We start from the raw sequence: 19957 nt of genomic DNA, 5'->3' as shown, positions 1-19957 counted from the left end.
GCTTGCTTCCTTCAACGACCTGCGATTGTCGCAAAGTCCGGCGCCCCTCCGGGCGCATCAGCCCGGCGCGGCGGGCAGGGGCAGCGAGAGGATGAACTCGGCGCCGGCGCCCGGCTCGCTGCGCACGGCCAGCTGGCCGCTGTGCGCCTGCGCGATCTCGCGGGCGATGTACAGGCCCAGGCCGAGGCCCGGCACCTGCGTCACGCCCGCCGCGCGCTCGAACTGCCGGAAGATGCGCTCCTGGTCCTCCGGCGAGATGCCCATGCCCTGGTCGCGCACGGACACCAGCGCCTCGGTGCCGCTCGTCCCGACGGTGACGGTGACCGGCCGGCCCTGGCCATAGCGCAGCGCGTTCGTCAGCAGGTTGGTCACCACCTGCTCGATGCGGAACTCGTCGCCCACGCAGGGCAGCGTGTCCGGCGCCGCCAGCTCCAGCGCCACGCCGGCGGCGCTGGCCTGGTCGGCGATGGCCTCGACGACGGAGCGCACCGAATCCGCCAGGTCGAACGGGGCGGGGACGATGGTCAGCCGGCCGGTGCGGGCGCGCGAGACGTCGAGCATGTCGTCCAGCAGGCGCACCATGCTGCGGATCTGGCGCTCGTCGCGCTCCACCATCTTGAGGAAGGCCTTCGCGTCGGGCGTGCGGCCTTCGGCCAGCATCTTGCGGCGCAGCTGCGCCTGCAGGTAGACGGAATTCAGCGGGTTGCGCAGCTCGTGCGCGATCATCGACATGAAGTCGTCGCGCACCGCCACGGCGCGCTGCAGCTCCGCCTGCGCCAGCTGCAGCTGCTGGCGCTGCCGGAACAGCTCCACGAAGACGTTGACCTTGCCGCGCACCGCATGGGGGTCGAGGGGCTTGTAGAGGAAGTCCACGGCGCCCGACTCGTAGCCGCGGAAGGCGTAGTTCAGCTCGCGGCCGGCGGCCGTGACGAACACGATGGGAATGGAGCGCGTGCGCTCGGCGCCGCGCATCAGCTCGGCGAGCTCGAAGCCGTTCATCTCCGGCATCTGCACGTCGAGGATCGCCAGGGCGAAGGTGTGCTCCAGCATGAGGGACAGCGCTTCCTCGCCCGAGCGGCACTGGAAAACGCGCCGCCCTGGCTGGCGGATCAGCGCCTCCAGCGCGACCAGGTTCTCCTGCAGGTCGTCGACCAGCAGCACATTGACGTCGGGGGATGGATCGGTCATCGATGGCACACAGTGTGCAGCAGGGCGCCCAGCCCGGCCAGCGGAAGGACGAAATCGGGCGCGGCGCGCTCGATCGCGGCCAGGGGCATGGCCGCATGGGCGGCCTCTTGCGGATCCTGCACGGCCGTCAGTCCGCCCCTGCGCTTGATGGTGGCCAGGCCGCGGGCGCCGTCCTCGTTGGCGCCGGTGAGCACGATGCCGGCCAGGCGCTCGCCATACACGTCGGCGCAGGACTCGAACAGCACGTCGATGGAGGGGCGCGAGAACAGTTCGGGCGCGTCGCAGCTGAGCGCGAAGCTGCGCTCCGCCTCCACCAGCAGGTGGTAGCCCGGCGGCGCGACGTAGACCGTGCCCGCCTGCACCGGCGCGTTCGCCTGGGCCTCCTGCACGGCGAGTTCCGTGCGCTGCGCGAACAGCTGCGGCAGCAGGCTCTCGTGCTGCTCGGGCAGGTGCAGCACGATCACGACCGCGGCATCCAGCGGCGGCAGCAGGCCGTCCAGCAGCGCGAACAGCGCGTCGATGCCGCCGGCCGACGCGCCGATCGCGACGGCGTCGGCCTCGAAGCGGAAGCCCGCGGGCAGCGCATGCATCATGAGGCCTCCGGCAGCTTGCGGTAGACGCGGTCGGGCCGGCTCACGACCTCGAAGCGGCCGGCGTAGGAGGAGAACTCCAGCGTCTCCTTGCTGCCCAGCCCGAGGAAGCCGCGATGCGCCAGCGACTCGTGGAACAGCCCGAGCGCGCGGTCCTGCAGGCTGCGCTTGAAGTAGATCAGCACGTTGCGGCACGACACCAGGTGCGTTTCCGAGAACACGGCGTCGGTGGCCAGGCTGTGGTCGGCGAAGGTGATGCTCTCGCGCAGGCGCTTGTCGAACAGCGCGCCGCCGTAGGCCGCCGTGTAGTAGTCGCTGAAGCTGCGCTGGCCGCCGGCGCGCTGGTAGTTGCGGGTGAAGGCCTGCATGGCGTCGAGCGGGAAGATGCCCTGGCGCGCCTTCTCCAGCGAGGCCGTGTTGATGTCGGTCGCATAGAGGATGGTGCGCGCGAGCAGCGCCTCCTCCTGCAGCAGGATGGCCAGCGAATAGGGCTCCTCGCCGGTGCTGCAGCCGGCCACCCAGACCTTGAGCGAGGGATACGTGCGCAGCACCGGCACCACGTGGCGGCGCAGCGCGAGGAAGTAGGCCGGGTCGCGGAACATCTCGCTGACCGGCACCGTGAGGTACTGCAGCAGCTCGGAGAAGGCGGCGTCGTCGTGCAGCACCCGCTCCTGCAGCGCGGAGATCGAGGCGGCGTTCATGCGCTCGCAGGCCTGCAGCACGCGCCGCTTGAGCGACGCGAGCGCGTACTCGCGGAAGTCGTGGCCGTAGCGCAGGTAGATCGCCTCCACCAGCAGGCGCACCTCGATGTCGTGCACGCCCGGGTTCAAGGCAGCCGCTCCATCTTGGGCATCCACACGCGCATCAGCGAGAACAGCCGCTCCAGCTCGATCGGCTTGGCGAGGTAGTCGTTGGCGCCGGCGGCGAGCGACTTCTCCTGGTCTTCCTTCATGGCCTTGGCGGTGACGGCAATGATGGGCAGCTTCTGCCAGCGCGGGTCGCGGCGGATCTCGCGGGTGGCGGTCAGGCCGTCCATCTCCGGCATCATCGTGTCCATCAGCACCATGTCGACGCCGGCCGGGTTCTGCTTGAGCTTGTCGAGCGCCTCGATGCCGTTGCGCGCCACCTCCACCTGCGCGCCCTTGTGCTCCAGGGCGCTCGTGAGCGCGAAGATGTTGCGCATGTCGTCGTCCACCAGCAGGATGCGGCGCGCCTCGAAGGCCTTGTCGCGGCTGCGGGCGGCGCGCAGCATCTTCTGGCGGTCCGAGGACAGCTGCGTCTCCACCTTGTGCAGGAACAGCGTCACCTCGTCCAGTAGGCGCTCCGGCGAGCGCGCCCCCTTGATGATGATGGAGCGCGAATAGCGCAGCAGCTCCGCCTCCTCGTCGCGGGTGAGGTTGCGGCCCGTGTAGACGATCACCGGTGGGAAGGAGCGGCTCTCGCCGCCGGCCATGCGCCGCAGCAGTTCCTGGCCGGTCATGTCGGGCAGCGCCAGGTCGATGATCATGCAGTCGAACACCGACTCCGACAGCGCCTGGAGCGCCTGGCCGCCTTCGGCCACCGCGACGATCTCGACGTCGCCGTCGCCGATCAGCGCGCGCACGCTCTCGCGCTGGCGGGCGTCGTCCTCCACCAGCAGCACGCGCTTGAGCTTCTGGCTCAGCTTGTCTTCCAGCCGGCGGAACACCGCCTGCAGCTCCTCGCGCGAGGCGGGCTTGCGCGCGTAGCCGATCGCGCCCATCTGCAGCGCCGGCTCGGAGCGGTCCTCCGAGGAAAGCGCGTGCACCGGGATGTGGCGCGTGCGCGGATCTTCCTTGAGGCGCTGCAGCACGGCGAGGCCGGTCTCGTCCGGCAGCAGGATGTCCAGCAGCACGGCGTCGGGCCGCTGCGCCGGCGCGAGCTCGCAGGCCTCCTGGGCGTCCAGCGCCACCAGGCAGCGGTAGCCCAGCTCGTGGGCCAGGTCGAACAGGATGGCGGCGAAGCGCTCGTCGTCCTCCACCACCAGCACGGTGCGGCGGCCGTCCGCGGGCTGCTCGCGGTCGTCGGCGAAGCTGGAGCGGGCCCGCGGCTTGGCGGCGGGCGGTGCGCTGGGCGCGGGCGCCATCGCCTGCGGCGCGGGTGCGGCGGCGGGCGGCGCCATGGCGACCGGTTCCTGCGCGAGGGCCGCGCGGTACTCCGCCGGCAGGCGCAGCGTGAAGGTGCTGCCCTGGCCCGGCGCGCTGCGCACGGAGATGTCGCCGCCCAGCAGCCGGGCGAGGTCGCGCGAGATCGACAGGCCCAGGCCCGTGCCCGCGTACTTGCGGCTGCTGGTGCCGTCGGCCTGGCGGAAGGCCTCGAAGATCAGTTCCTGCTGCGAGGGCGCGATGCCGATGCCGCTGTCGCGCACCTCGAAGACCACCTCGCCGTCCGCGCCCGGCGCCACGTGCAGCGCCACGCTGCCGCGGTCGGTGAACTTGACGGCGTTGGCCAGCAGGTTGCGCAGGATCTGCTCGAGCCGGTGGCGGTCGGTGTAGAGCGACTCGGGCGCGCCCTCGGCCACCTGCACCTCCAGCGCCAGCCCCTTGCGCTGCGCCAGCGGCGCGAACATGGACTCCAGGCCCTGGGCGAGCGCGGCGAGGGGCGTGACCTCCGGCCGGATCTCCAGCTTGCCGGCTTCCACCTTGGCGATGTCGAGGATGTCGTTGATCAGCGTGAGCAGGTCGTTGCCGGCGCTGTAGATCGCGTCGGCGAAGCGCACCTGCTCCTCGGTCAGGTTGCCCTGCGGGTTGTCGGCCAGCAGCCGCGCGAGGATCAGCGAGCTGTTCAGCGGCGTGCGCAGCTCGTGCGACATGTTGGCGAGGAACTCGGACTTGTACTGGCTCGCGCGCTGCAGTTCCACCGCGCGTTCCTCCAGCGCCGCCTGCGCCTCGCGCAGTTCGTCGCGCTGCCGCTCCAGGCGCTCGGCCTGTTCGCCCAGCTGCACGTTGGTCTGCTCCAGCTCCGCCTGCTGGCTTTCCAGGTGGGCCTGCGACTCCTTGAGCGCGCGCGACTGCTCCTCCAGTTCCTCGTTGGCCGTGCGCAGTTCCTCCTGCTGCACCTGCAGTTCCTCGTTCAGCTGCTGCGTCTCCTCCAGCGCGTCCTGCAGCCGGCGGCGGTACTGCGCGCCTTCCAGCGAGGCGCCGAGGATGCTGCCGGCATAGGAGAGCAGCTCGGTGTCGCGCGGCTCGACGGGCCGCAGCAGCCCGACCTCGAGGACGGCGGCAAGCCGGCCCTCGTGCACCATGGGTGCGATGACCACCGCGCGCGCGGTCGCTTCGCCCAGCGAGGAACTGACCCGCAGGTAGCCTTCGGGCACCGGGTCCAGCGTGATCTGCCGGCGCTGCGCCGCGCACTCGGCCACGAGCGTCCGGTCGGGCGGCGTGCGCTCGCCCGCGCCCTTCTCCTGGGTCGCCCAGCCCCAGGTGGCGACGCACTGGAAACCGCCCGCATCGGGCACGTGCACCGCGCCGACGACGATGCCCAGGTACTGCGAGAGGAACTCCAGCGCCGCATGGCCGACGGCGGACAGCTCCTGCTCGCGCCCGAGCCGCTCGGACAGCAGCGACTGCCCCTCGCGCAGCCAGGCCTGGGCCTGCAGCGTCTCCGCCTGGTGCTGCTGCTCCTGCAGGGCGGCGTCGTAGCTGGCGGACAGGCCCACGAGGTCCCTGCGCCCGCGCCAGGCGAGGGCGATCGCGGTTCCCAGCATCAGGAGGACGAAGGCCACCGCCAGCAGCATGGTGTTGCGGCTGACGTTGGCGATGCGGTCGGCGCGGGCGCTGCGCTCGGCCGCGAAGAAAGCGTCGAACTGCTGCCGGATCTGGTCCTTCAGCTCGCGGCCGGTGGCGGCGCTGATGGCGCCGTAGGGATCGCGCCGCTTCTGCGCGATGCGGTCACGCGCGTATTCGGCCCACTGCGCCTGCAGGTCGCGGATGCGCCGGATGCGGTCCCGTTGCTCGGGGTTGCCGGCGGCCTCGGCCGCCAGCTGCTCCATCTCCGGGGCGAGCTGGCTCGCCGCCTCGCGGTACTGGGTGAGGTAGCGCTCGTCCGCATTGAGCAGGAAGCCGCGCACGCCCGACTCCATGTCCAGGTCCAGCCGCTGCGCGAGCGAGCCGCGCGTCGTGACGGCATCGGTGCGCTGGATCTCGCCGATCGCCGTGGCGAGATACGACAGCAGTGCCAGGAACACCAGCACGCACGCCGCGCCCAGCGCCAGCGGCAGGACGAGGTTGCGGTTGAGGATGCGGCGGAAAGCGGCGGAGGGATCGGGCAGCGAAGAGGGCATGGCGTCGGCGGCAAGGCAACCGCCGAGTGTGCCCGCATTCCACTCTGCCGTGGGCGGGCGGCCGGGCCGGCCGCGCCAGCCCGGCCGTTCAGCGCGCGCTCAGCGCGCCGTGGCCGCGCCCAGGCGCGCCTGCGCCGTGCGGCTGCCCAGGTTGGCGGCGCGCTGCAGCCAGCGCACGGCCTGGGTCGGGTCCTGCGAGACCATGCCGCCTTCCAGGTAGGCGATGCCGAGGAAGTAGCTCATTTCCATGCGGCCGAAGCGGATCCCTTCCTCCGTGGACTTGCCGGAGCGCTTGACGATCATGGGGATGTCGCCGCGGCCGTCGGCGAAGGCCTGCATCTGCTCGATGGTGTTCAGGAAGAAGCGGTCGCGCGACGCCATGGCCTTCTCCTTGTCGGGCATGGTGGCGACCAGTTCGTCGGCCAGCACCGGCAGCACCTCGAAGGGGGTCATGCCGCCGCGGATGCGCGGGGAATACCAGGCGTGCAGCATCACCCGGTCGAGCGGCATCAGGCCGTCGACCTTGGTGGGGAAGTAGCTCAGGACCGTCTTGCCGGCCGGGTGGCCGCGCACGCCCATGACGTGCATGGACTCGTGGTAGGCGCAGCGCCAGGCATCGCGGTTGCGCATCTGCATGGCGGCCGAGTCGATCTTGGTCTCGGTCTGGAAATTCAGGTAGGTCACGCAGGGCTGGTTGTCTTCCAGCATGTTGTCGGGCGTGATCTCGATGCTGACGTTGGCGACCTGCGCGGCATCGGGCCGGTCGCTCACGTCGACGACGCGGATGCCGGCCTCGCCCGCGACTTCGGTCAGGGCCTGCAGGGTGTGCTGCTTGTGGGTGGCGAGGTTGATGCCGTAGATGCGGACCTTGATGTCCTGCTCCCAGCGGACCAGGCGCGTGGGCGTGCCGCTCTGGTGCCACAGAACTTCCCACATCGTCGCCATGCCCTGGTCGAACTCATCAACCTGGGCGAGCACCGGACTGATGACTGCAGCCGCCAGCAAGGCGGTCACACCCGACTTCCACATGAGCTACCCCCTATCGAAGAAAGCCGACTATGGAGTAGGCGCTCTCCTACGACAAGGGGACTTTCCTACATCTGCTTGCACGTGGCCCGGCAGCCGCAAAATTTCACGTTTTTCGGGCCACGGGGCGGGTCAGGGGGCGGGAGCCGGTATTGCTTCTCGCAGGAAGTCCTCGATGAGCCGGGCCACCTGCAGCGGCTGGTCGTGGTGCAGCATGTGGCCGGCGTCGTCCACCTTGCCCAGCCGCAGGTCGGACACCGCCTTCAGACGTTCGTGGTACTCCGCGAGGGTGTAGCGGCCCTGCCACCACTGGCCGAGGCTGTCGTCGCTGGCCTCGACCGACAGCACGGGCGCGCGGATCGCGCGGTAGATCTCCAGCACCTCGTCCACGCGGTAGAGGTTGGCGTTGACGATCTTGTGGGCGGGGTCGCCGAGGATGCGCCACTTGCCGTCGGCGTCCTCCCGCGCCCAGTGCTGCGCGAGCCACTGCGCCTTGTCGGGCGTGAGGCGGCGGTTGGTCTTCATCAGGCGCTGCGCCACGCCCTCGGCGCCGTCGTAGCGCTTGAGGGCCAGCTCGCCGCGGTGCAGGGACTTGAGGGCATCGATCCACTTGCCGTAGCGGCCGGGCGCCTGCGCGGGGCGCGAGGCCGGCATGCCGAAGCCTTCCAGGTTCACCAGCCGGCGGATGCGCTCGGGGCGCACGCCGGAATAGAGCATGGCGATGTTGCCGCCCATGCTGTGGCCCACGAGGTCCACGGGGCCTTGCGCCGCGTAGTGATCGAGCAGGAAGTCCAGGTCCGCCAGGTAGTCGGGGAACCAGTAGTTGTCGGTGTGCGGCACCTCGGTCAGGCCGTAGCCCCGCCAGTCCGGCGCCACCACGAAGCGGTCCTCGGAAAAGGCGTCGACGACGAACTGCCACGAGGCGCCGACGTCCATCCAGCCATGGACCATCACCAGCGGCGCCTGGCCGGCCCGCGGCGCGCCCCAGGTGCGCACGTGGTAGCGCAGGTTCCGTATGGGGACAAACTCGCTGTGGCAGGCGCGCTTCGGTTGGTACATTCGGGCGATGATAGGAGAGCGCGGCATGGGCGGCAGTCAAGGCAGGGACAACTGGGCGGCGATGCACCGCGGCTTCGGATGGAGCGTGCCGGAGCGCTTCAACATCGCGCAGGCGTGCTGCGGCCGCTGGGCGCAGCGCGCCGGCGCGGCGCAGCGGGTGGCGATCCTCGCGCATGCCTCGCCGGGCGCCGCGAGCCTCTCGTTCGCGCAGCTGCAGCGCGAGGCGAACGCCATGAGCCGCCTGCTCGCCGAGCTGGGCGTGCGGCGCGGCGACCGCGTCGCCATCGTGATGCCGCAGCGCTTCGAGACGGCCATCGCGTACATGGCGGTGTTCCAGCTGGGCGCCGTGGCGATGCCGCTGTCGATGCTGTTCGGCCCCGAGGCCCTGGAGTACCGCCTGCAGGACAGCGAAGCCGTGGTGGCGATCTGCGACGAGAGCTCGATCGCCAACCTGTGCGCCGTGCGCCCGCAGTGCGGGCAGCTGCGCACGCTGGTGGGCGTCGGCGGCGCGGCGGCGCGGGCGGACGTCGCGTGGGAAGAGCGGCGCGCCGCGCTCGCGCCCGAATTCACGCCGGTGGAGACGGGCGCCGACGAAGGCGCCGTGCTGATCTACACCAGCGGCACCACGGGCCCGCCCAAGGGCGCGCTGATCCCGCACCGCGCGCTGATCGGCAATCTGCCGGGGTTCGTGTGCAGCCAGAACTGGTTCGGCTTCGCACCTTCACCGAACGCGGCTGCTCCCTCCCCCGTGAGGGGGAGGGCTGGGGAGGGGGCGGGCATAGACGGGCAAGAGCCCGGTCTGCCGGCAACAGAATCGCGAAGCGTATTCTGGTCGCCCGCAGACTGGGCGTGGACGGGTGGCCTCATGGATGCGCTTCTCCCCAGCCTCTACTTCGGCCGTCCCATCGTCGCCTACAACGGCCGCTTCAGCCCCGAGACTGCCTTCGCGCTGATGCAGGAGCACGGCGTGACCCACACCTTCCTGTTCCCCACGGCGCTGAAGGCGATGATGAAGGCCTACCCGCAACCGCGCGCGCAGTTCCGCCTGCGGCTGCAGGCCATCATGAGCGCGGGCGAGGCCGTGGGCGACGCCGTGTTCGCCTACTGCCGCGAGCAGCTGGGCGTGGTCGTCAACGAGATGTTCGGCCAGACCGAGATCAACTACGTGGTGGGCAACTGCGCCATGAACGGCGCCACCGATGGCGGCATCGGCTGGCCCGCGCGGCCGGGCAGCATGGGGCGGCCCTACCCGGGCCACCGCGTGGCGCTGATCGACGACGACGGCAACGAGGTCCCGCCGGGCGTGCCGGGCGACGTGGCGGTGAACCGCTACGACGTGCACGGCGACCCCGACCCGATCTTCTTCCTCGGCTACTGGCGCAACGAGGACGCGACGGCTCGCAAGTACACCGGCGACTGGTGCCGCACCGGCGACCTCGCCACGCGCGACGAGGACGGCTACCTGTGGTACCAGGGCCGCGCCGACGACGTCTTCAAGGCCGCCGGCTACCGCATCGGCCCGAGCGAGATCGAGAACTGCCTGGTGAAGCACCCCGCCGTGGTGAATGCCGCGGTGGTGCCCAAGCCGGACGCCGAGCGCGGCGCCCTGGTCAAGGCCTACGTCGTGCTGGCGCCGGGCGTCGCGCAGCAGCGCATCGCGGTGCGCGAGCAGCAGGACTTCGACGCCGGGCTGATCGCCGAACTGCAGCTGCACGTGAAGGGCAAGCTGGCGCCGTACGAATACCCGAAGGAGATCGAGTTCATCGAGGCCTTGCCGATGACCACCACCGGCAAGGTGCAGCGCCGCGTGCTGCGCCTGCAGGAGGAGGAGCGGGCCCGCTCCCGCCGCGCGACGTAGGACGCCTCTGGCCGCGCGCGTCCCCTCCGTCCCTCCTGCTGGGCCGGGACGGCCCGGTAAGTTCGGTCCATGGCGAAGGACTGGCGAAAAGGCGCGCTCTGGGTCATCGCGGTGTTGTTCGCGGCCGTGCTGGTCGGCTGGGCGGTGATCAGCTGGCAGGGCGACGCGGCGATGCCGATCGCGCGCAGCATGGGCGGGCCGCCGGCCCCGGCTGCCAGCGCACCCGCGATTCCCGCGTCCGCGGCGGTGGCCGAGGCGGCCCCGGCCTGCAAGGAAAGCCCGCTGCTCGCCCGCAAGGATGAGGACGACGGCCAGGAGCGCCTGCAGGCCAAGCCGGCCGGCGCGAGCGCCGACGAGGTTGCGTCGCTGATCCGCACCGGCAAGGAAGCGGCCGCATCCGGGCGGCAGCGCGACGCCGAAGTGTCCTTCCTCAACGCCTGCCGCAACGCGGTGCAGCTGCAGGGCGACGACGCGATCGCGCTGGCCGACGCGATGTACCAGCTGGCGCGCCTGTACGCCAATGCGGCGGCCCTGGGCGCGAAGAAGCCGCAGGCGCTGTACGAGCGCGCCGAGCGCCTGTACGAGGCGAGCCTGGCCGCCTACACCGGCCGCTACGGCCCGGACAGCGAGAAGACGAAGTTCGCGCAGCAGGGGCTGGAGACCGTGCGCGTGGCGACCGGCCACACCGGGCAAGCCCCGGTCGCGAAGGCGGCGCCGGAACCTGCGCCTTCACCGGCACCGGCCGCGCCGGTCGTGGAGGCGCCGGCGTCGACGCCCGCAGCCGAGCCGGTGCAGGAGGCGAAGGCGCCGGAGCCCGCGCCGGCAAAGCCCGCCGCGGAGAAGAAGCAGGCCGCCAAGCCGCCGGCGGAGAAGAAGGCCGTTGCCGAAGCGCCCACCGGGAAGAAGCCCGTGGCGGAAGCGTCCGCCGAGAAGAAGCGCGAGCGCCGGCCGCGTCCGCAAGTGGAGCCCGAGCCGGAGTCCGCGCCCGTCGAGGCGCAGGCGCCCGAGCCGCCGCCGCCCGCCGCCTTCATGGGAGCGCCCGCCGACACGGCCGCGCCCACAGCGGAGGGTTCGGCCGGCGTCGCCGAACCTCAGTAGAGCACCTGGCAGTTCTCGCAGAAAAAGCTGCGCCGCTGGGTCCGCCCCAGGTATTCCTTCTTCAGCGGCAGGTTGCAGCGCGGGCAGGTCCGCTTCGTGTGCGCCAGCCAGTGCTTCTTCAGCACGTACTGCTTCTTCCACTCGTAGAAGTCGAAGCTGTACTGCCGCGCCTCGCGCACCAGCTCGCGCAGCTTCCTGGCCGGCAATCCTCCCACCGTGGACAGCGGGTGCACGCGGATGCGGAACAGCACCTCGTTCTTGATGATGTTGCCGACGCCGGCGAAGAGGTCCTGGTCCAGCAGCGCGTCGCACACGAGCGTGCCGGGCTGCGCGCGCAGCCGCGCGAGCGCCAGCTTCTCGTCCCAGTGCGGCGACATGACGTCGGCCCACCAGTCGTACACCAGGTCGATCGGCTCCTCGATGAAGCGCACCGAGCAGGCGTAGAAGTTGATCTCGCCGATGTCGAAGCCCAGGTGCAGGCGCGGCACCGCCCAGGGCTTGTCCTCGTTGATGCGGTAGCTCCCGAACAGCATGAAGTGCACGCGCAGGCTGAAGTCCGGCAGCTCCACGAGGAAGTGCTTGCCCCAGCTGCGGAAGGACTCGATGCGCTGGTCCAGCAGCCGCTCCTTCTCGATGGTGGTGTTGCCCGCCACCCGCCGGATCGTCTGCCCGAGGAAGGGAGTGGCCTGTTCCTTCAGGATGACGATGCTGGGGCCTTCGGGCATGCCGCTAATATCGGCGACCGGAATCCATTCACGAGCTCTCTGTAACTCCATGCAAACCATCCAGCTCGGCCAGAGCGACCTGCACGTCACGCCCGTGTGCCTCGGCACCATGACCTTCGGCGAGCAGGTGAACGAAGCGGACGCCCACGCGATCCTGGACCGCGCCCTCGCGCGCGGCGTGAACTTCCTCGACACCGCGGAGATGTACTCGGTGCCGGCGCGCGAGGCCACCTATGGCGCCACCGAATCCATCATCGGGCGCTGGCTCGCCGCCCGCCCCGGCGTGCGCGGCAGGATCGTGCTGGCGACCAAGGTCGCGGGGCCTTCCCGTGGCATGCCCTGGGTGCGCGCCGGCCTGGGCATGACGGCCGACGACATCGTCGCTTCGTGCGAAGGGTCGCTGCGGCGGCTGCGGACGGAGGTGATCGACCTGTACCAGATCCACTGGCCCGAGCGCAACGTGCCCGCCTTCGGCCAGATCTACTACGACCCGGCGAAGGAGCGCACGCAGACCGGCATCCACGAACAGCTGGAGGCGATGCAGAAGCTGGTGCGCCAGGGCAAGGTCCGCCACATCGGCCTGTCCAACGAGACGCCCTACGGCGTCCACGAATTCGTGCGGCTCGCCGAGCAGCACGGCCTGCCGCGCATCGCCACCGTGCAGAACCCGTACTGCCTGGTGAGCCGCGGGGTCGACAACGCGCTGGACGAGACGATGTACCGCCTCGGTGTCTCGCTGCTCGCGTATTCGCCGCTCGGCTTCGGCCTCCTGACCGGCAAGTACGACGAGAGCGGCACCGAAGGCCCGGCCGCGCCGAAGCAGGGGCGCATCGCGAAGTACGACAGCGTGCGGGCGCAGCGCTGGGGCCGCCCCGAAGCCCTGGCCGCGGCGCGCCGCTACAACGCGCTGGCGCGCCAGCACGGCCTCACGCCCACGCGCATGGCGCTCGCCTGGTGCTACGGCAACTGGCGCGTCGCCAGCACGATCATCGGCGTGACCTCGCTCGCGCAGCTGGACGAGGACCTCGACGCCTGGGGCACGAAGCTGTCGCCGGAGCTGCTGGCGGAGATCGACAAGGTGCGCTGGGAACTGCGCGACCCGGCGGCTTGAGGTGCTGGGGTTCGCTGGCGCTCACCACCAGCCTACGTACCCCCGACCGACGATTCGTAGGGTGGTGGTGAGCGCAGCGAACCCCACCGCCAAGTTTCGCAATATTCGTAGGCTGGTGGTGAGCGCAGCGAACCCCAGCAACACACACCATGGCGAAGAAAGACCACGTCAGCGAAACCCCCGCCACCGCCTTCCTCAAGGCGCACGGCGTCGCCTTCACCGAGCACCCCTACGAGTACCTGGAGCATGGCGGCGCGCAGCACAGCGCGCAGGTCCTGGGCTTCGACCCGTTCACCGTCGTCAAGACGCTCGTGATGGAGGACGAGAAGGCGCGCCCGCTGATCGTGCTGATGCACGGCAACCGCAAGGTCTCCACCAAGAACCTCGCGCGCCAGATCGGCGCGAAGTCGGTGGAGCCCTGCAAGCCCGAGGTCGCCAACCGCCACAGCGGCTATCTCGTGGGCGGCACCTCGCCCTTCGGCACGCGCAAGGCGATGCCGGTGTACATCGAGGAGAGCATCCTCGCGCTCCCCCGCATCGTGCTCAATGGCGGCCGCCGCGGCTACCTGGTCGGCATAGCCCCGCAGGTCTGCGTGCAGCTGCTGGACGCGAAGCCGGTGCACTGCGCGCTGGCAGAATAGCGCCGGAGACAACGAGAGGAGGAGCCCGGCGATGGAAGCGATCAACCCCCTGCTGGCCGCGCTGGCGGCCTACCTGCTCGGGTCGCTGGCCTTCGCGGTGATCGTGAGCAAGGTGATGGGCCTGTCGGACCCGCGCACCTTCGGCAGCAGGAACCCGGGCGCGACCAACGTGCTGCGTTCGGGGAGCAAGCCCGCCGCCGTCGTCACGCTGCTGCTCGACGCGCTGAAGGGCTTCGTGCCGGTGCTGCTGGTCAAGCTGTTCGGCCGGCCCTACGGGATGGAGGAGGGCACCATGGCCATGGTGGGCCTGGCCGCCTTCCTGGGCCATCTCTATCCCGTGTTCTTCCGCTTCCAGGGCGGCAAGGGCGTGGCCACCTTCATCGGCGTGGTGTTCGGCATCCACTGGGTGCTGGGCGTCGCCACCGGCCTCACCTGGCTGATCATCGCCTTCTTCTTCCGCTACTCGTCGCTGGCGTCGCTGGTCGCGGCGGTGTTCGCGCCCGTGTACTACCTGCTGGGCGACCGCCTGCAGTGGTACGCCGAGAAGCCGGTCGCCCTGGCGCTGTTCGTGATGGCCCTGCTGCTCGCCTGGCGCCATCGCGCCAACATCCAGCGCCTGCTGCAGGGCAAGGAATCGCGGCTGGGGGCGAAGAAGGCCTGAGGCCGGATCACTCCTCCGCGATCACGAAGCGCGTCACCACCGGCGGCGCTTCGCCGGTGTGGAAGGACAGGCGCCGGTCGCGCAGCTTCGCGTCGTCGGCCGTGATGCGGTCGAAGCGGCGCAGGTGCTCCGTCCACGAGGCGTCGATGATCTGCTCGACGTAGCGCGCCGGGTCGTAGATGTCGTGCAGCAGCTGCCAGTCCAGCGCGCCCTGGCGCAGGCGGCTGCGCCGGCTCTCCTGCATCACCGCGAGGAAGGCGTTGGTGCGCGCCGGGTCGATCCGGTACTCCACCCGCACCTGGATGCGCCCGGCTTCCGGCGGCGCGTCCACGCGCGGGCCCTTGAGCGTGCGCGAGGGCGACAGGTCTTCCTCGCTGCCGCGGTCCACCACCAGCCGCTGCGCGACGGCCATGCTGATCACGCTCGTCACCGCCGAAATCGCCAGCGCCGCGGCGATGCTGGTCCAGGTGGCGACCTGGCCCCAGAGCGCCGCGCCGATCGCGGTGGACCCCATCAGCGCCATCTGGTAGATCGCCATGCCGCGTGCCCGCACCCAGTCGGGCAGCGCCATCTGCGCGGCCACGGTCAGCGAGTTGGCCACGGTGATCCAGGCGGCGCCCGCCAGCACCATCGCGGGCACCGCGACGTAGATGCTGGGCGCGAAGGCCACCAGCAGCGCCGACGCGGACTGCACGGCGGTTCCCGCCAGCACGCGCGGCTCGAGCGTCATGGCGGCGCGGATGCGCGGCATCAGCAGCGCCGCGATGATCGCGCCCACGCCCATGGAGGCCAGCAGCACGGTGAAGGTGCCCGCCTGGCCGCCGGGCAGCTGGCGCGCCACCAGCGGCAGCAGCGCCAGCAGCGCGGTGGAATGCAGGAAGAAGAGGGCGATGCGCAGCAACACCGCTCGCAGGCGGCTCGACTGCCGCACGAACTGCACGCCCACGCGCATGGCGCTGGCGAAGGGCTCGCGCCCGAGCGGGCTTTCCTGGTGCACCCGCCGCCAGCGCATGATGGTCAGGCCGGCGACGATGGACAGGGCAGCGTTCAGCACGAACACGTAGGCGCTGCCGAGCCCCGCGATCAGCGCGCCGGCGACCAGCGGCCCGATGATGCGCGAGGCGTTCATCGCGATGCCGTTGAGCGCCAGCGCCTGCGCGAGCTGCGGCCGCGGCACGATCTCGGGGATGATCGCCGCGAACACCGGCCAGCGCATCGCCAGGCCGACGCCGTTGGCGAAGGTCAGCGCCAGCAGCAGCGGCGCCGTGAGCTCGTCCAGCAGGATGACCACGCACAGGATGCTGGCCACCGCCGCCACCCAGAACTGCGTGGCGATGAAGTAGCGGCGCCGGTCCACGGTGTCGGCCAGCGCCCCGCTCGGCAGGCCCAGCAGGAACACGGGCAGCGTGGACGCGCTCTGCACCAGCGCCACCCACAGCGGCGAGGGCCCGAGCGTCGTCATGAGCCAGGCCGAGGCGACGTCGTTCATCCACATCGTGGTGTTCGCCGCGAACCAGGCGAACCACAGCATGCGGAACACCGGCGCGCGCAGCGGGCCCAGCGCGCTTTCGGGGGGCTGCCGCACGGGCAGCGCTTCGGGGAATTCGGAGTCGCGCAAGCGGGCCTAGTACCTGCGCTCCAGCACCAGCTGGTCGTTGTGGCGCGTCATCTGGAAGCGGGTGAGGAAGCTGTTGCCCAGCAGGATGTGCGGCATCGACGCCGGCAGCACCGCCGCGTCGACGTCGTACACCTCGACGTCCCCGATGCGCACGGAGGCGAGCTTCACCTGGTACATGGTGGTCACGCCGTTGGCCGTGCTGGCGCGGGCGACCCGCCCTTGGCGGTAGGCGATGCCCAGGCGCTCGGCCTCGGCCACGCTCATGGCGACCGACGTGGCGCCGGTGTCCACCAGGAACTGCGTCGCGCGCCCGTTGATGGCGCCCTGGGTCACGAAGTGGCCGCCGCCGCCGGCCGTGAGCACGATGCGGTCGCCGCGCGGGCTGGCGCCGCCCGCGCCGCCGACGCTGGCCGGCGCGTCGCCGATGCGCAGCGTCTGGCGCCGGCCGGCGATTTCCACGACCGCCTGGTCGCCCGCCGTGGAGAGGACCTTCACGCCCTGGTGCGTCTCGCCGGGGGCCACCGATTTCGGGGCGCCGCCGTCGACGATCAGCAGGGCCTTGCGTCCCAGCATGCCCTGCAGCGTCACCGTCTGCGCCGCGGCGCCTCCTGCGGCCAGCGCGAACGCCAGCGCGATCAGGCTCCTGTGCATGTTCAGTCCCGGAAGTTCGTGAACGACAAGGGTAGCTCGGCCATTTCCTTCCGCACAAGGGCCATCGTCGCCTGCAGGTCGTCGCGCTTGGCCCCCGTGACGCGCACGGCATCGCCCTGGATGGCCGCCTGCACCTTCACCTTGCTTTCCTTGATGAGCTTCTGGATCTTCTTCGCCTGCTCGGACTCGATGCCGCTGCGGACCTTGAGGACCTGCTTGACCTTGTCGCCGCCCGTCTTCTGCACTTCGCCCTTGTCCAGGAACCGCACATCGACGTTGCGCTTGGCCAACTTGGCGACCAGGATGTCCATGACCTGCTGGAGCTGGAACTCGGCATCACCGGTGAGGGTGATCTCCTTTTCCTTGATCTCGATGGCCGCCGCGGTCCCCTTGAAGTCGAAGCGGGTCCCGATCTCCTTGGCGGCGTTGTCCACGGCGTTCCTGACCTCCACCATGTTCGGCTCGCACACGGTATCGAATGACGGCATATGGGAATTCCTCCTGCACCTGTGACACGGCTGCTTGGTCCACAATTCTCCCATGATCGTCGAGTCCAACGCCCCGCTGCAACCGCACAACACGTTCGGCATCGTCGCGCGGGCCCGGACCATGGTGCGGGTGAAGAGCGCGGCCGACGTGCACGGCGTCCTGGCTCATCCGGAGCTGGGCGCCGAGCCCAAGTTCGTGCTGGGCGGCGGCAGCAACATCGTGCTGACCGGCGACGTCAAGGCCGTGGTTCTGAAGGTGGAGGTGGCCGGCCGCGCCGTCGTGGAGGACGGCCCCAAGGCCACCATCGTGGAATTCGGCGCCGGCGAGAACTGGCACGACGCCGTCACGTGGACGATCGACCAGGGCCTGGGCGGCCTGGAGAACCTGGCGCTCATCCCGGGCACCGTCGGCGCCTCGCCCGTGCAGAACATCGGCGCCTACGGGATCGAACTGCAGGACCGCTTCGAGTCGCTGGACGCGATCGACCTGGCGACCGGACGCGAGTTCACGCTGGACGCGGCGCAGTGCGCCTTCGGCTACCGCGACTCCGTGTTCAAGCATTCGCCGGCCCGCGACAGCGACTTCGGCCTGGCCGGCCGGGCGCTGATCCTGCGCGTGCGGGTGCGCCTGCCCAAGCCCTGGAAGCCGGTGCTGGGCTACCTGGACCTGCAGCGCAAGATCGCCGAGACCGGCATCCAGCAGCCGACCGCCCGCCAGGTGTACGACTGGGTCTGTGCGATCCGCAGCGCCAAGCTGCCGGACCCGCGCGTGATCGGCAATGCCGGCAGCTTCTTCAAGAACCCGACGGTGACGCCCGAGCAGTGCCAGGACATCATCGCGCGCGATCCCGGGATCGTGCACTACCCCATGCCGGACGGCTCGATCAAGCTGGCCGCGGGCTGGCTGATCGACGCCTGCGGCTGGAAGGGCAAGTCGGTGGGGCAGGCGGGCGTCTACGAGAAGCAGGCGCTGGTGCTGGTCAACCGGGGCGGGGCGACCGGCGGCGAGGTGGTCACCCTGGCGCGGGCGATCCAGACGAGCGTGTACGAGCGCTTCGGCATCCGGCTGGAGCCGGAGCCCGTGGTGGTGTAGATGTGGGTTCCGTAGGCTGGCGGTGAGCCGTCAGGCGAACCCCAGCAAGCTACCAGACCCGCTGCGCCCCGACCTCCTTGTCGGTGAGCAGCACCCACACCGCGAGCACCGTCACGGCCAGCCCGGTCAGCAGCGCGTTCTGCATCGCCACGCCATGCCCGTCGAAGCCGAGCAGCCAGGGCGCGATGACCAGCGCCACGCCCAGCCCGACGTCCATCCACTCTTCCCAGGCCTGCGGCACCTGCATGGCGCCGACGCTGGAGGCGATGAGCAGCAGCCCGATCGCGACGGCGCTCGTCGTCGCGATCATGAGGCCGCTGAATCCCAGCAGCCAGGGGGAGAGGACGAGCCATGCACCCAGGATGGCGTTGACGGGATCCTGCCAGTGCTTCACCTGCTTCATGGCGCACCTCCTTCGACGCTTGCGCGTGCTGCCTGCGGGAATCATAGACCTGCGGGCGAAAGCGTGCCAGTCGCGGCTCGGGCGGCGGCAGGGCCTCTCACTTGCGGGGCCGGGCCTTGCGCTCGTACTTGCGCCAGTACTGGAACTCGTCCTCGTGCACCTCGAGGTCCAGCTCGCTCACGCGCAGCTGCAGCCGCTCCTGCACGTCCAGCACGGCCTTGTTGTAGATGCTGGGCCCGATCTCCTCCAGGAAGAACCCGAGCAGGCCGCCGGCGGCGACGTTGCCGATCGGCTCCTCCATGTTCTCGCGGAAGTAGCGTTCGATCGAGGCGATCGCCTGGGCGCGGAGGTCCTTGGGGAGTTCGATCGCCATCGTTCGCCTCACACGCGGAGCAGCCCGCGAAAGCCGCGCGCCGCGTAGTACGACTGCGCGCCGTTGTGGTACACGAACACCTGGCCGTAGCGGTGGTCGCAGAAGAGGGCGCCGCCCAGCGCGCGGATCTCCGGCGGCGTGCGGATCCAGCTGGAGGTCTTCGCGTCGAAGGTGCCGAGTTCCTGCAGGGCCCGGTACTGGGCCTCGTCCAGGAGCTCGATGCCCATGGCCTCGGCCGCCTGCACGGCGCTGCCCTGGGGCTTGTTCTCCTTGCGCGCATCGAGCGCCTCGCGGTCGTAGCAGAGGCTGCGGCGCCCGGCGGGGCTCTCGGCGGCGCAGTCGCAGAACGTGAACTGTCCCGACTTCCTGTCGTGGCCGATCACGTCGGGATCGCCGCCGCTCGCTTCCATGGCGGCCAGCGACGCGAGCGCGCCGGGATTCGCTTCCAGCCGTGCCTGCACGTCGGCCCAGGCCACGCCCTTGTGGCGCTGCATGTGCTTCTCGAACCGGGCCTGCAAGGCGAGGAGCAGGTGTGCGCGTTCCTGTGCTTTCATGGGGGGCAGTGTCTCAGGGCAGGCGCGGGCTTGCCAGCCCGCCATGCGGATCGAGCGCCTTGCGCAGGCGCGTCGCCACGCTGACGCGTCCGGGGCCTGCGTAGTTCGCTTCGTACACCGCCAGGCGATCGGGCAGGTGCTCCAGCAGGAGCAGGGTGGCCGGCTGGCCGCGCTCGGCCTGTGTGATGCGCAGTGCGAGGGTGCCCAGCTGCAGCCTCCGCGCATACACGTAGGTCCGGCGACCGCGCCCGTCTTCGTGTCGGAACAGCGCAGCCGCACGAGCCCCGGCTTGCCTTCGCTCACGTCCTGCAATTCGGCGCCGTCCGGCGACAGGCGCCAGCGGCGCGTGGACAGGTACTCCTGCCCTTCGCCGGCCAGGCGCACCTTCACGACGATGTCGGAAGGCCGCGGCTGCTCCACGCGCGTGACCGGGCCCTCGCTCTCGTGGAAACGCAGGCGCCGCGCGGCGATGCGCAGGCGCGAATCGTTGCGGCCGCTGCCGCAGTCGGTCAGGCGCGCG

The 19957-nt window shown here is 70.6% G+C and carries 20 protein-coding genes; 6 read left to right on the top strand and 14 right to left on the bottom strand.

The window, feature by feature from the left end; genetic code table 11:
- Nucleotides 1-57: 57 nt before the first annotated feature.
- The 6 genes from ACY0MJ_RS12265 to ACY0MJ_RS12240 form a co-directional block, all read right to left on the bottom strand.
- Nucleotides 58-1188 carry a hybrid sensor histidine kinase/response regulator gene (locus tag ACY0MJ_RS12265; protein ID WP_462638743.1) on the bottom strand — a complete coding sequence of 377 codons (1131 nt, stop codon included), beginning with the start codon at nucleotides 1186-1188 and terminating at the stop codon, nucleotides 58-60.
- Nucleotides 1185-1781 carry a chemotaxis protein CheB gene (locus ACY0MJ_RS12260; RefSeq protein ID WP_462638742.1) on the bottom strand — a complete coding sequence of 199 codons (597 nt, stop codon included), beginning with the start codon at nucleotides 1779-1781 and terminating at the stop codon, nucleotides 1185-1187. The genes ACY0MJ_RS12265 and ACY0MJ_RS12260 overlap by 4 nt, the downstream gene beginning before the upstream one ends.
- Nucleotides 1778-2608: a CheR family methyltransferase gene (locus ACY0MJ_RS12255; RefSeq protein ID WP_462638741.1), complete on the bottom strand. Its 831-nt coding sequence runs from the start codon at nucleotides 2606-2608 to the stop codon at nucleotides 1778-1780. Before ACY0MJ_RS12255 ends, ACY0MJ_RS12260 begins: the two co-directional genes overlap by 4 nt.
- Nucleotides 2605-6078 (bottom strand): response regulator, encoded by a 3474-nt coding sequence (locus tag ACY0MJ_RS12250; RefSeq protein WP_462638740.1) that lies wholly within the window; start codon nucleotides 6076-6078, stop codon nucleotides 2605-2607. Before ACY0MJ_RS12250 ends, ACY0MJ_RS12255 begins: the two co-directional genes overlap by 4 nt.
- A gap of 99 nt (nucleotides 6079-6177) precedes the next feature.
- Nucleotides 6178-7107 carry a hypothetical protein gene (locus ACY0MJ_RS12245; protein ID WP_462638739.1) on the bottom strand — a complete coding sequence of 310 codons (930 nt, stop codon included), beginning with the start codon at nucleotides 7105-7107 and terminating at the stop codon, nucleotides 6178-6180.
- A 129-nt stretch (nucleotides 7108-7236) separates the two neighbouring features.
- Nucleotides 7237-8163, bottom strand: coding sequence for an alpha/beta fold hydrolase (locus ACY0MJ_RS12240; protein WP_462638738.1), 927 nt, complete (start codon nucleotides 8161-8163; stop codon nucleotides 7237-7239).
- A gap of 25 nt (nucleotides 8164-8188) precedes the next feature.
- Between ACY0MJ_RS12240 and ACY0MJ_RS12235 the strand changes: the two genes are divergently transcribed.
- Complete coding sequence (locus ACY0MJ_RS12235; RefSeq protein ID WP_462638737.1) at nucleotides 8189-10021, top strand: acyl-CoA synthetase; 1833 nt, start codon at nucleotides 8189-8191, stop codon at nucleotides 10019-10021.
- A 69-nt stretch (nucleotides 10022-10090) separates the two neighbouring features.
- Nucleotides 10091-11119 (top strand): hypothetical protein, encoded by a 1029-nt coding sequence (locus ACY0MJ_RS12230; protein WP_462638736.1) that lies wholly within the window; start codon nucleotides 10091-10093, stop codon nucleotides 11117-11119.
- Here ACY0MJ_RS12230 and ACY0MJ_RS12225 read toward each other — a convergent pair.
- Nucleotides 11113-11844 carry a DNA-formamidopyrimidine glycosylase family protein gene (locus tag ACY0MJ_RS12225; RefSeq protein WP_462638735.1) on the bottom strand — a complete coding sequence of 244 codons (732 nt, stop codon included), beginning with the start codon at nucleotides 11842-11844 and terminating at the stop codon, nucleotides 11113-11115. The genes ACY0MJ_RS12230 and ACY0MJ_RS12225 overlap by 7 nt on opposite strands.
- Nucleotides 11845-11893: 49 nt before the next feature.
- On the opposite strand from ACY0MJ_RS12225, the gene ACY0MJ_RS12220 reads away from it, so the two are divergent.
- From ACY0MJ_RS12220 to plsY, 3 genes are all read left to right on the top strand, one after another.
- Nucleotides 11894-12955 (top strand): aldo/keto reductase, encoded by a 1062-nt coding sequence (locus ACY0MJ_RS12220; protein WP_462638734.1) that lies wholly within the window; start codon nucleotides 11894-11896, stop codon nucleotides 12953-12955.
- A 149-nt stretch (nucleotides 12956-13104) separates the two neighbouring features.
- On the top strand, nucleotides 13105-13596 hold the full coding sequence (locus ACY0MJ_RS12215) for an aminoacyl-tRNA deacylase (RefSeq protein ID WP_462638733.1): 492 nt from the start codon (nucleotides 13105-13107) through the stop codon (nucleotides 13594-13596).
- A gap of 31 nt (nucleotides 13597-13627) precedes the next feature.
- Nucleotides 13628-14257 (top strand): glycerol-3-phosphate 1-O-acyltransferase PlsY, encoded by a 630-nt coding sequence (gene plsY, locus ACY0MJ_RS12210; RefSeq protein ID WP_462638732.1) that lies wholly within the window; start codon nucleotides 13628-13630, stop codon nucleotides 14255-14257.
- A gap of 7 nt (nucleotides 14258-14264) precedes the next feature.
- On the opposite strand, the gene ACY0MJ_RS12205 is transcribed toward plsY, so the two are convergent.
- The 3 genes from ACY0MJ_RS12205 to ACY0MJ_RS12195 form a co-directional block, all read right to left on the bottom strand.
- Nucleotides 14265-15788: an MFS transporter gene (locus ACY0MJ_RS12205; protein ID WP_462638823.1), complete on the bottom strand. Its 1524-nt coding sequence runs from the start codon at nucleotides 15786-15788 to the stop codon at nucleotides 14265-14267.
- Between the two features lie 93 nt (nucleotides 15789-15881).
- Nucleotides 15882-16526 (bottom strand): retropepsin-like aspartic protease family protein, encoded by a 645-nt coding sequence (locus ACY0MJ_RS12200; protein ID WP_462638731.1) that lies wholly within the window; start codon nucleotides 16524-16526, stop codon nucleotides 15882-15884.
- A 2-nt stretch (nucleotides 16527-16528) separates the two neighbouring features.
- Nucleotides 16529-17014, bottom strand: a complete 486-nt coding sequence (locus ACY0MJ_RS12195; RefSeq protein WP_462638730.1) for a YajQ family cyclic di-GMP-binding protein — start codon at nucleotides 17012-17014, stop codon at nucleotides 16529-16531.
- 52 nt (nucleotides 17015-17066) lie between these two features.
- Here ACY0MJ_RS12195 and murB point away from each other — a divergent pair, with 52 nt between their 5' ends.
- Nucleotides 17067-18107, top strand: a complete 1041-nt coding sequence (gene murB / locus ACY0MJ_RS12190; RefSeq protein WP_462638729.1) for a UDP-N-acetylmuramate dehydrogenase — start codon at nucleotides 17067-17069, stop codon at nucleotides 18105-18107.
- A 49-nt stretch (nucleotides 18108-18156) separates the two neighbouring features.
- Here the strand turns inward: murB and ACY0MJ_RS12185 are convergent, their stop codons facing one another.
- From ACY0MJ_RS12185 to ACY0MJ_RS12170, 4 genes are all read right to left on the bottom strand, one after another.
- Complete coding sequence (locus ACY0MJ_RS12185; protein WP_462638728.1) at nucleotides 18157-18510, bottom strand: SPW repeat protein; 354 nt, start codon at nucleotides 18508-18510, stop codon at nucleotides 18157-18159.
- A 97-nt stretch (nucleotides 18511-18607) separates the two neighbouring features.
- A complete protein-coding gene (locus ACY0MJ_RS12180; RefSeq protein WP_462638727.1) occupies nucleotides 18608-18883 on the bottom strand; it encodes a DUF2164 domain-containing protein in 276 nt (91 codons plus the stop codon).
- A gap of 8 nt (nucleotides 18884-18891) precedes the next feature.
- Nucleotides 18892-19437, bottom strand: coding sequence for a DUF4256 domain-containing protein (locus ACY0MJ_RS12175; protein ID WP_462638726.1), 546 nt, complete (start codon nucleotides 19435-19437; stop codon nucleotides 18892-18894).
- Between the two features lie 13 nt (nucleotides 19438-19450).
- Nucleotides 19451-19666, bottom strand: a complete 216-nt coding sequence (locus tag ACY0MJ_RS12170; RefSeq protein WP_462638725.1) for a hypothetical protein — start codon at nucleotides 19664-19666, stop codon at nucleotides 19451-19453.
- Nucleotides 19667-19957 lie beyond the last annotated feature (291 nt).

It is taken from the genome of Ramlibacter sp. bp-362 (genome assembly GCF_054956735.1).
The sequence above is the reverse complement of the archived record's forward strand: the minus strand, read 5'-3'. Positions and strand labels throughout refer to the sequence as shown.

Excerpts from the sequence above, each read along its gene's own strand:
- ACY0MJ_RS12265 (WP_462638743.1), bottom strand. The coding sequence starts at position 1,188 with ATGACCGATCCATCCCCCGACGTCAATGTGCTGCTGGTCGACGACCTG.
- ACY0MJ_RS12225 (WP_462638735.1), bottom strand. The coding sequence starts at position 11,844 with ATGCCCGAAGGCCCCAGCATCGTCATCCTGAAGGAACAGGCCACTCCC.
- ACY0MJ_RS12195 (WP_462638730.1), bottom strand. The coding sequence starts at position 17,014 with ATGCCGTCATTCGATACCGTGTGCGAGCCGAACATGGTGGAGGTCAGG.
- ACY0MJ_RS12175 (WP_462638726.1), bottom strand. The coding sequence starts at position 19,437 with ATGAAAGCACAGGAACGCGCACACCTGCTCCTCGCCTTGCAGGCCCGG.
- ACY0MJ_RS12260 (WP_462638742.1), bottom strand. The coding sequence starts at position 1,781 with ATGATGCATGCGCTGCCCGCGGGCTTCCGCTTCGAGGCCGACGCCGTC.
- ACY0MJ_RS12240 (WP_462638738.1), bottom strand. The coding sequence starts at position 8,163 with ATGTACCAACCGAAGCGCGCCTGCCACAGCGAGTTTGTCCCCATACGG.
- ACY0MJ_RS12250 (WP_462638740.1), bottom strand. The coding sequence starts at position 6,078 with ATGCCCTCTTCGCTGCCCGATCCCTCCGCCGCTTTCCGCCGCATCCTC.
- ACY0MJ_RS12185 (WP_462638728.1), bottom strand. The coding sequence starts at position 18,510 with ATGAAGCAGGTGAAGCACTGGCAGGATCCCGTCAACGCCATCCTGGGT.
- ACY0MJ_RS12230 (WP_462638736.1), top strand. The coding sequence starts at position 10,091 with ATGGCGAAGGACTGGCGAAAAGGCGCGCTCTGGGTCATCGCGGTGTTG.
- ACY0MJ_RS12245 (WP_462638739.1), bottom strand. The coding sequence starts at position 7,107 with ATGTGGAAGTCGGGTGTGACCGCCTTGCTGGCGGCTGCAGTCATCAGT.
- ACY0MJ_RS12235 (WP_462638737.1), top strand. The coding sequence starts at position 8,189 with ATGGGCGGCAGTCAAGGCAGGGACAACTGGGCGGCGATGCACCGCGGC.
- murB (WP_462638729.1), top strand. The coding sequence starts at position 17,067 with ATGATCGTCGAGTCCAACGCCCCGCTGCAACCGCACAACACGTTCGGC.
- ACY0MJ_RS12180 (WP_462638727.1), bottom strand. The coding sequence starts at position 18,883 with ATGGCGATCGAACTCCCCAAGGACCTCCGCGCCCAGGCGATCGCCTCG.
- ACY0MJ_RS12200 (WP_462638731.1), bottom strand. The coding sequence starts at position 16,526 with ATGCACAGGAGCCTGATCGCGCTGGCGTTCGCGCTGGCCGCAGGAGGC.
- ACY0MJ_RS12215 (WP_462638733.1), top strand. The coding sequence starts at position 13,105 with ATGGCGAAGAAAGACCACGTCAGCGAAACCCCCGCCACCGCCTTCCTC.
- ACY0MJ_RS12220 (WP_462638734.1), top strand. The coding sequence starts at position 11,894 with ATGCAAACCATCCAGCTCGGCCAGAGCGACCTGCACGTCACGCCCGTG.
- ACY0MJ_RS12205 (WP_462638823.1), bottom strand. The coding sequence starts at position 15,788 with ATGCTGTGGTTCGCCTGGTTCGCGGCGAACACCACGATGTGGATGAAC.
- plsY (WP_462638732.1), top strand. The coding sequence starts at position 13,628 with ATGGAAGCGATCAACCCCCTGCTGGCCGCGCTGGCGGCCTACCTGCTC.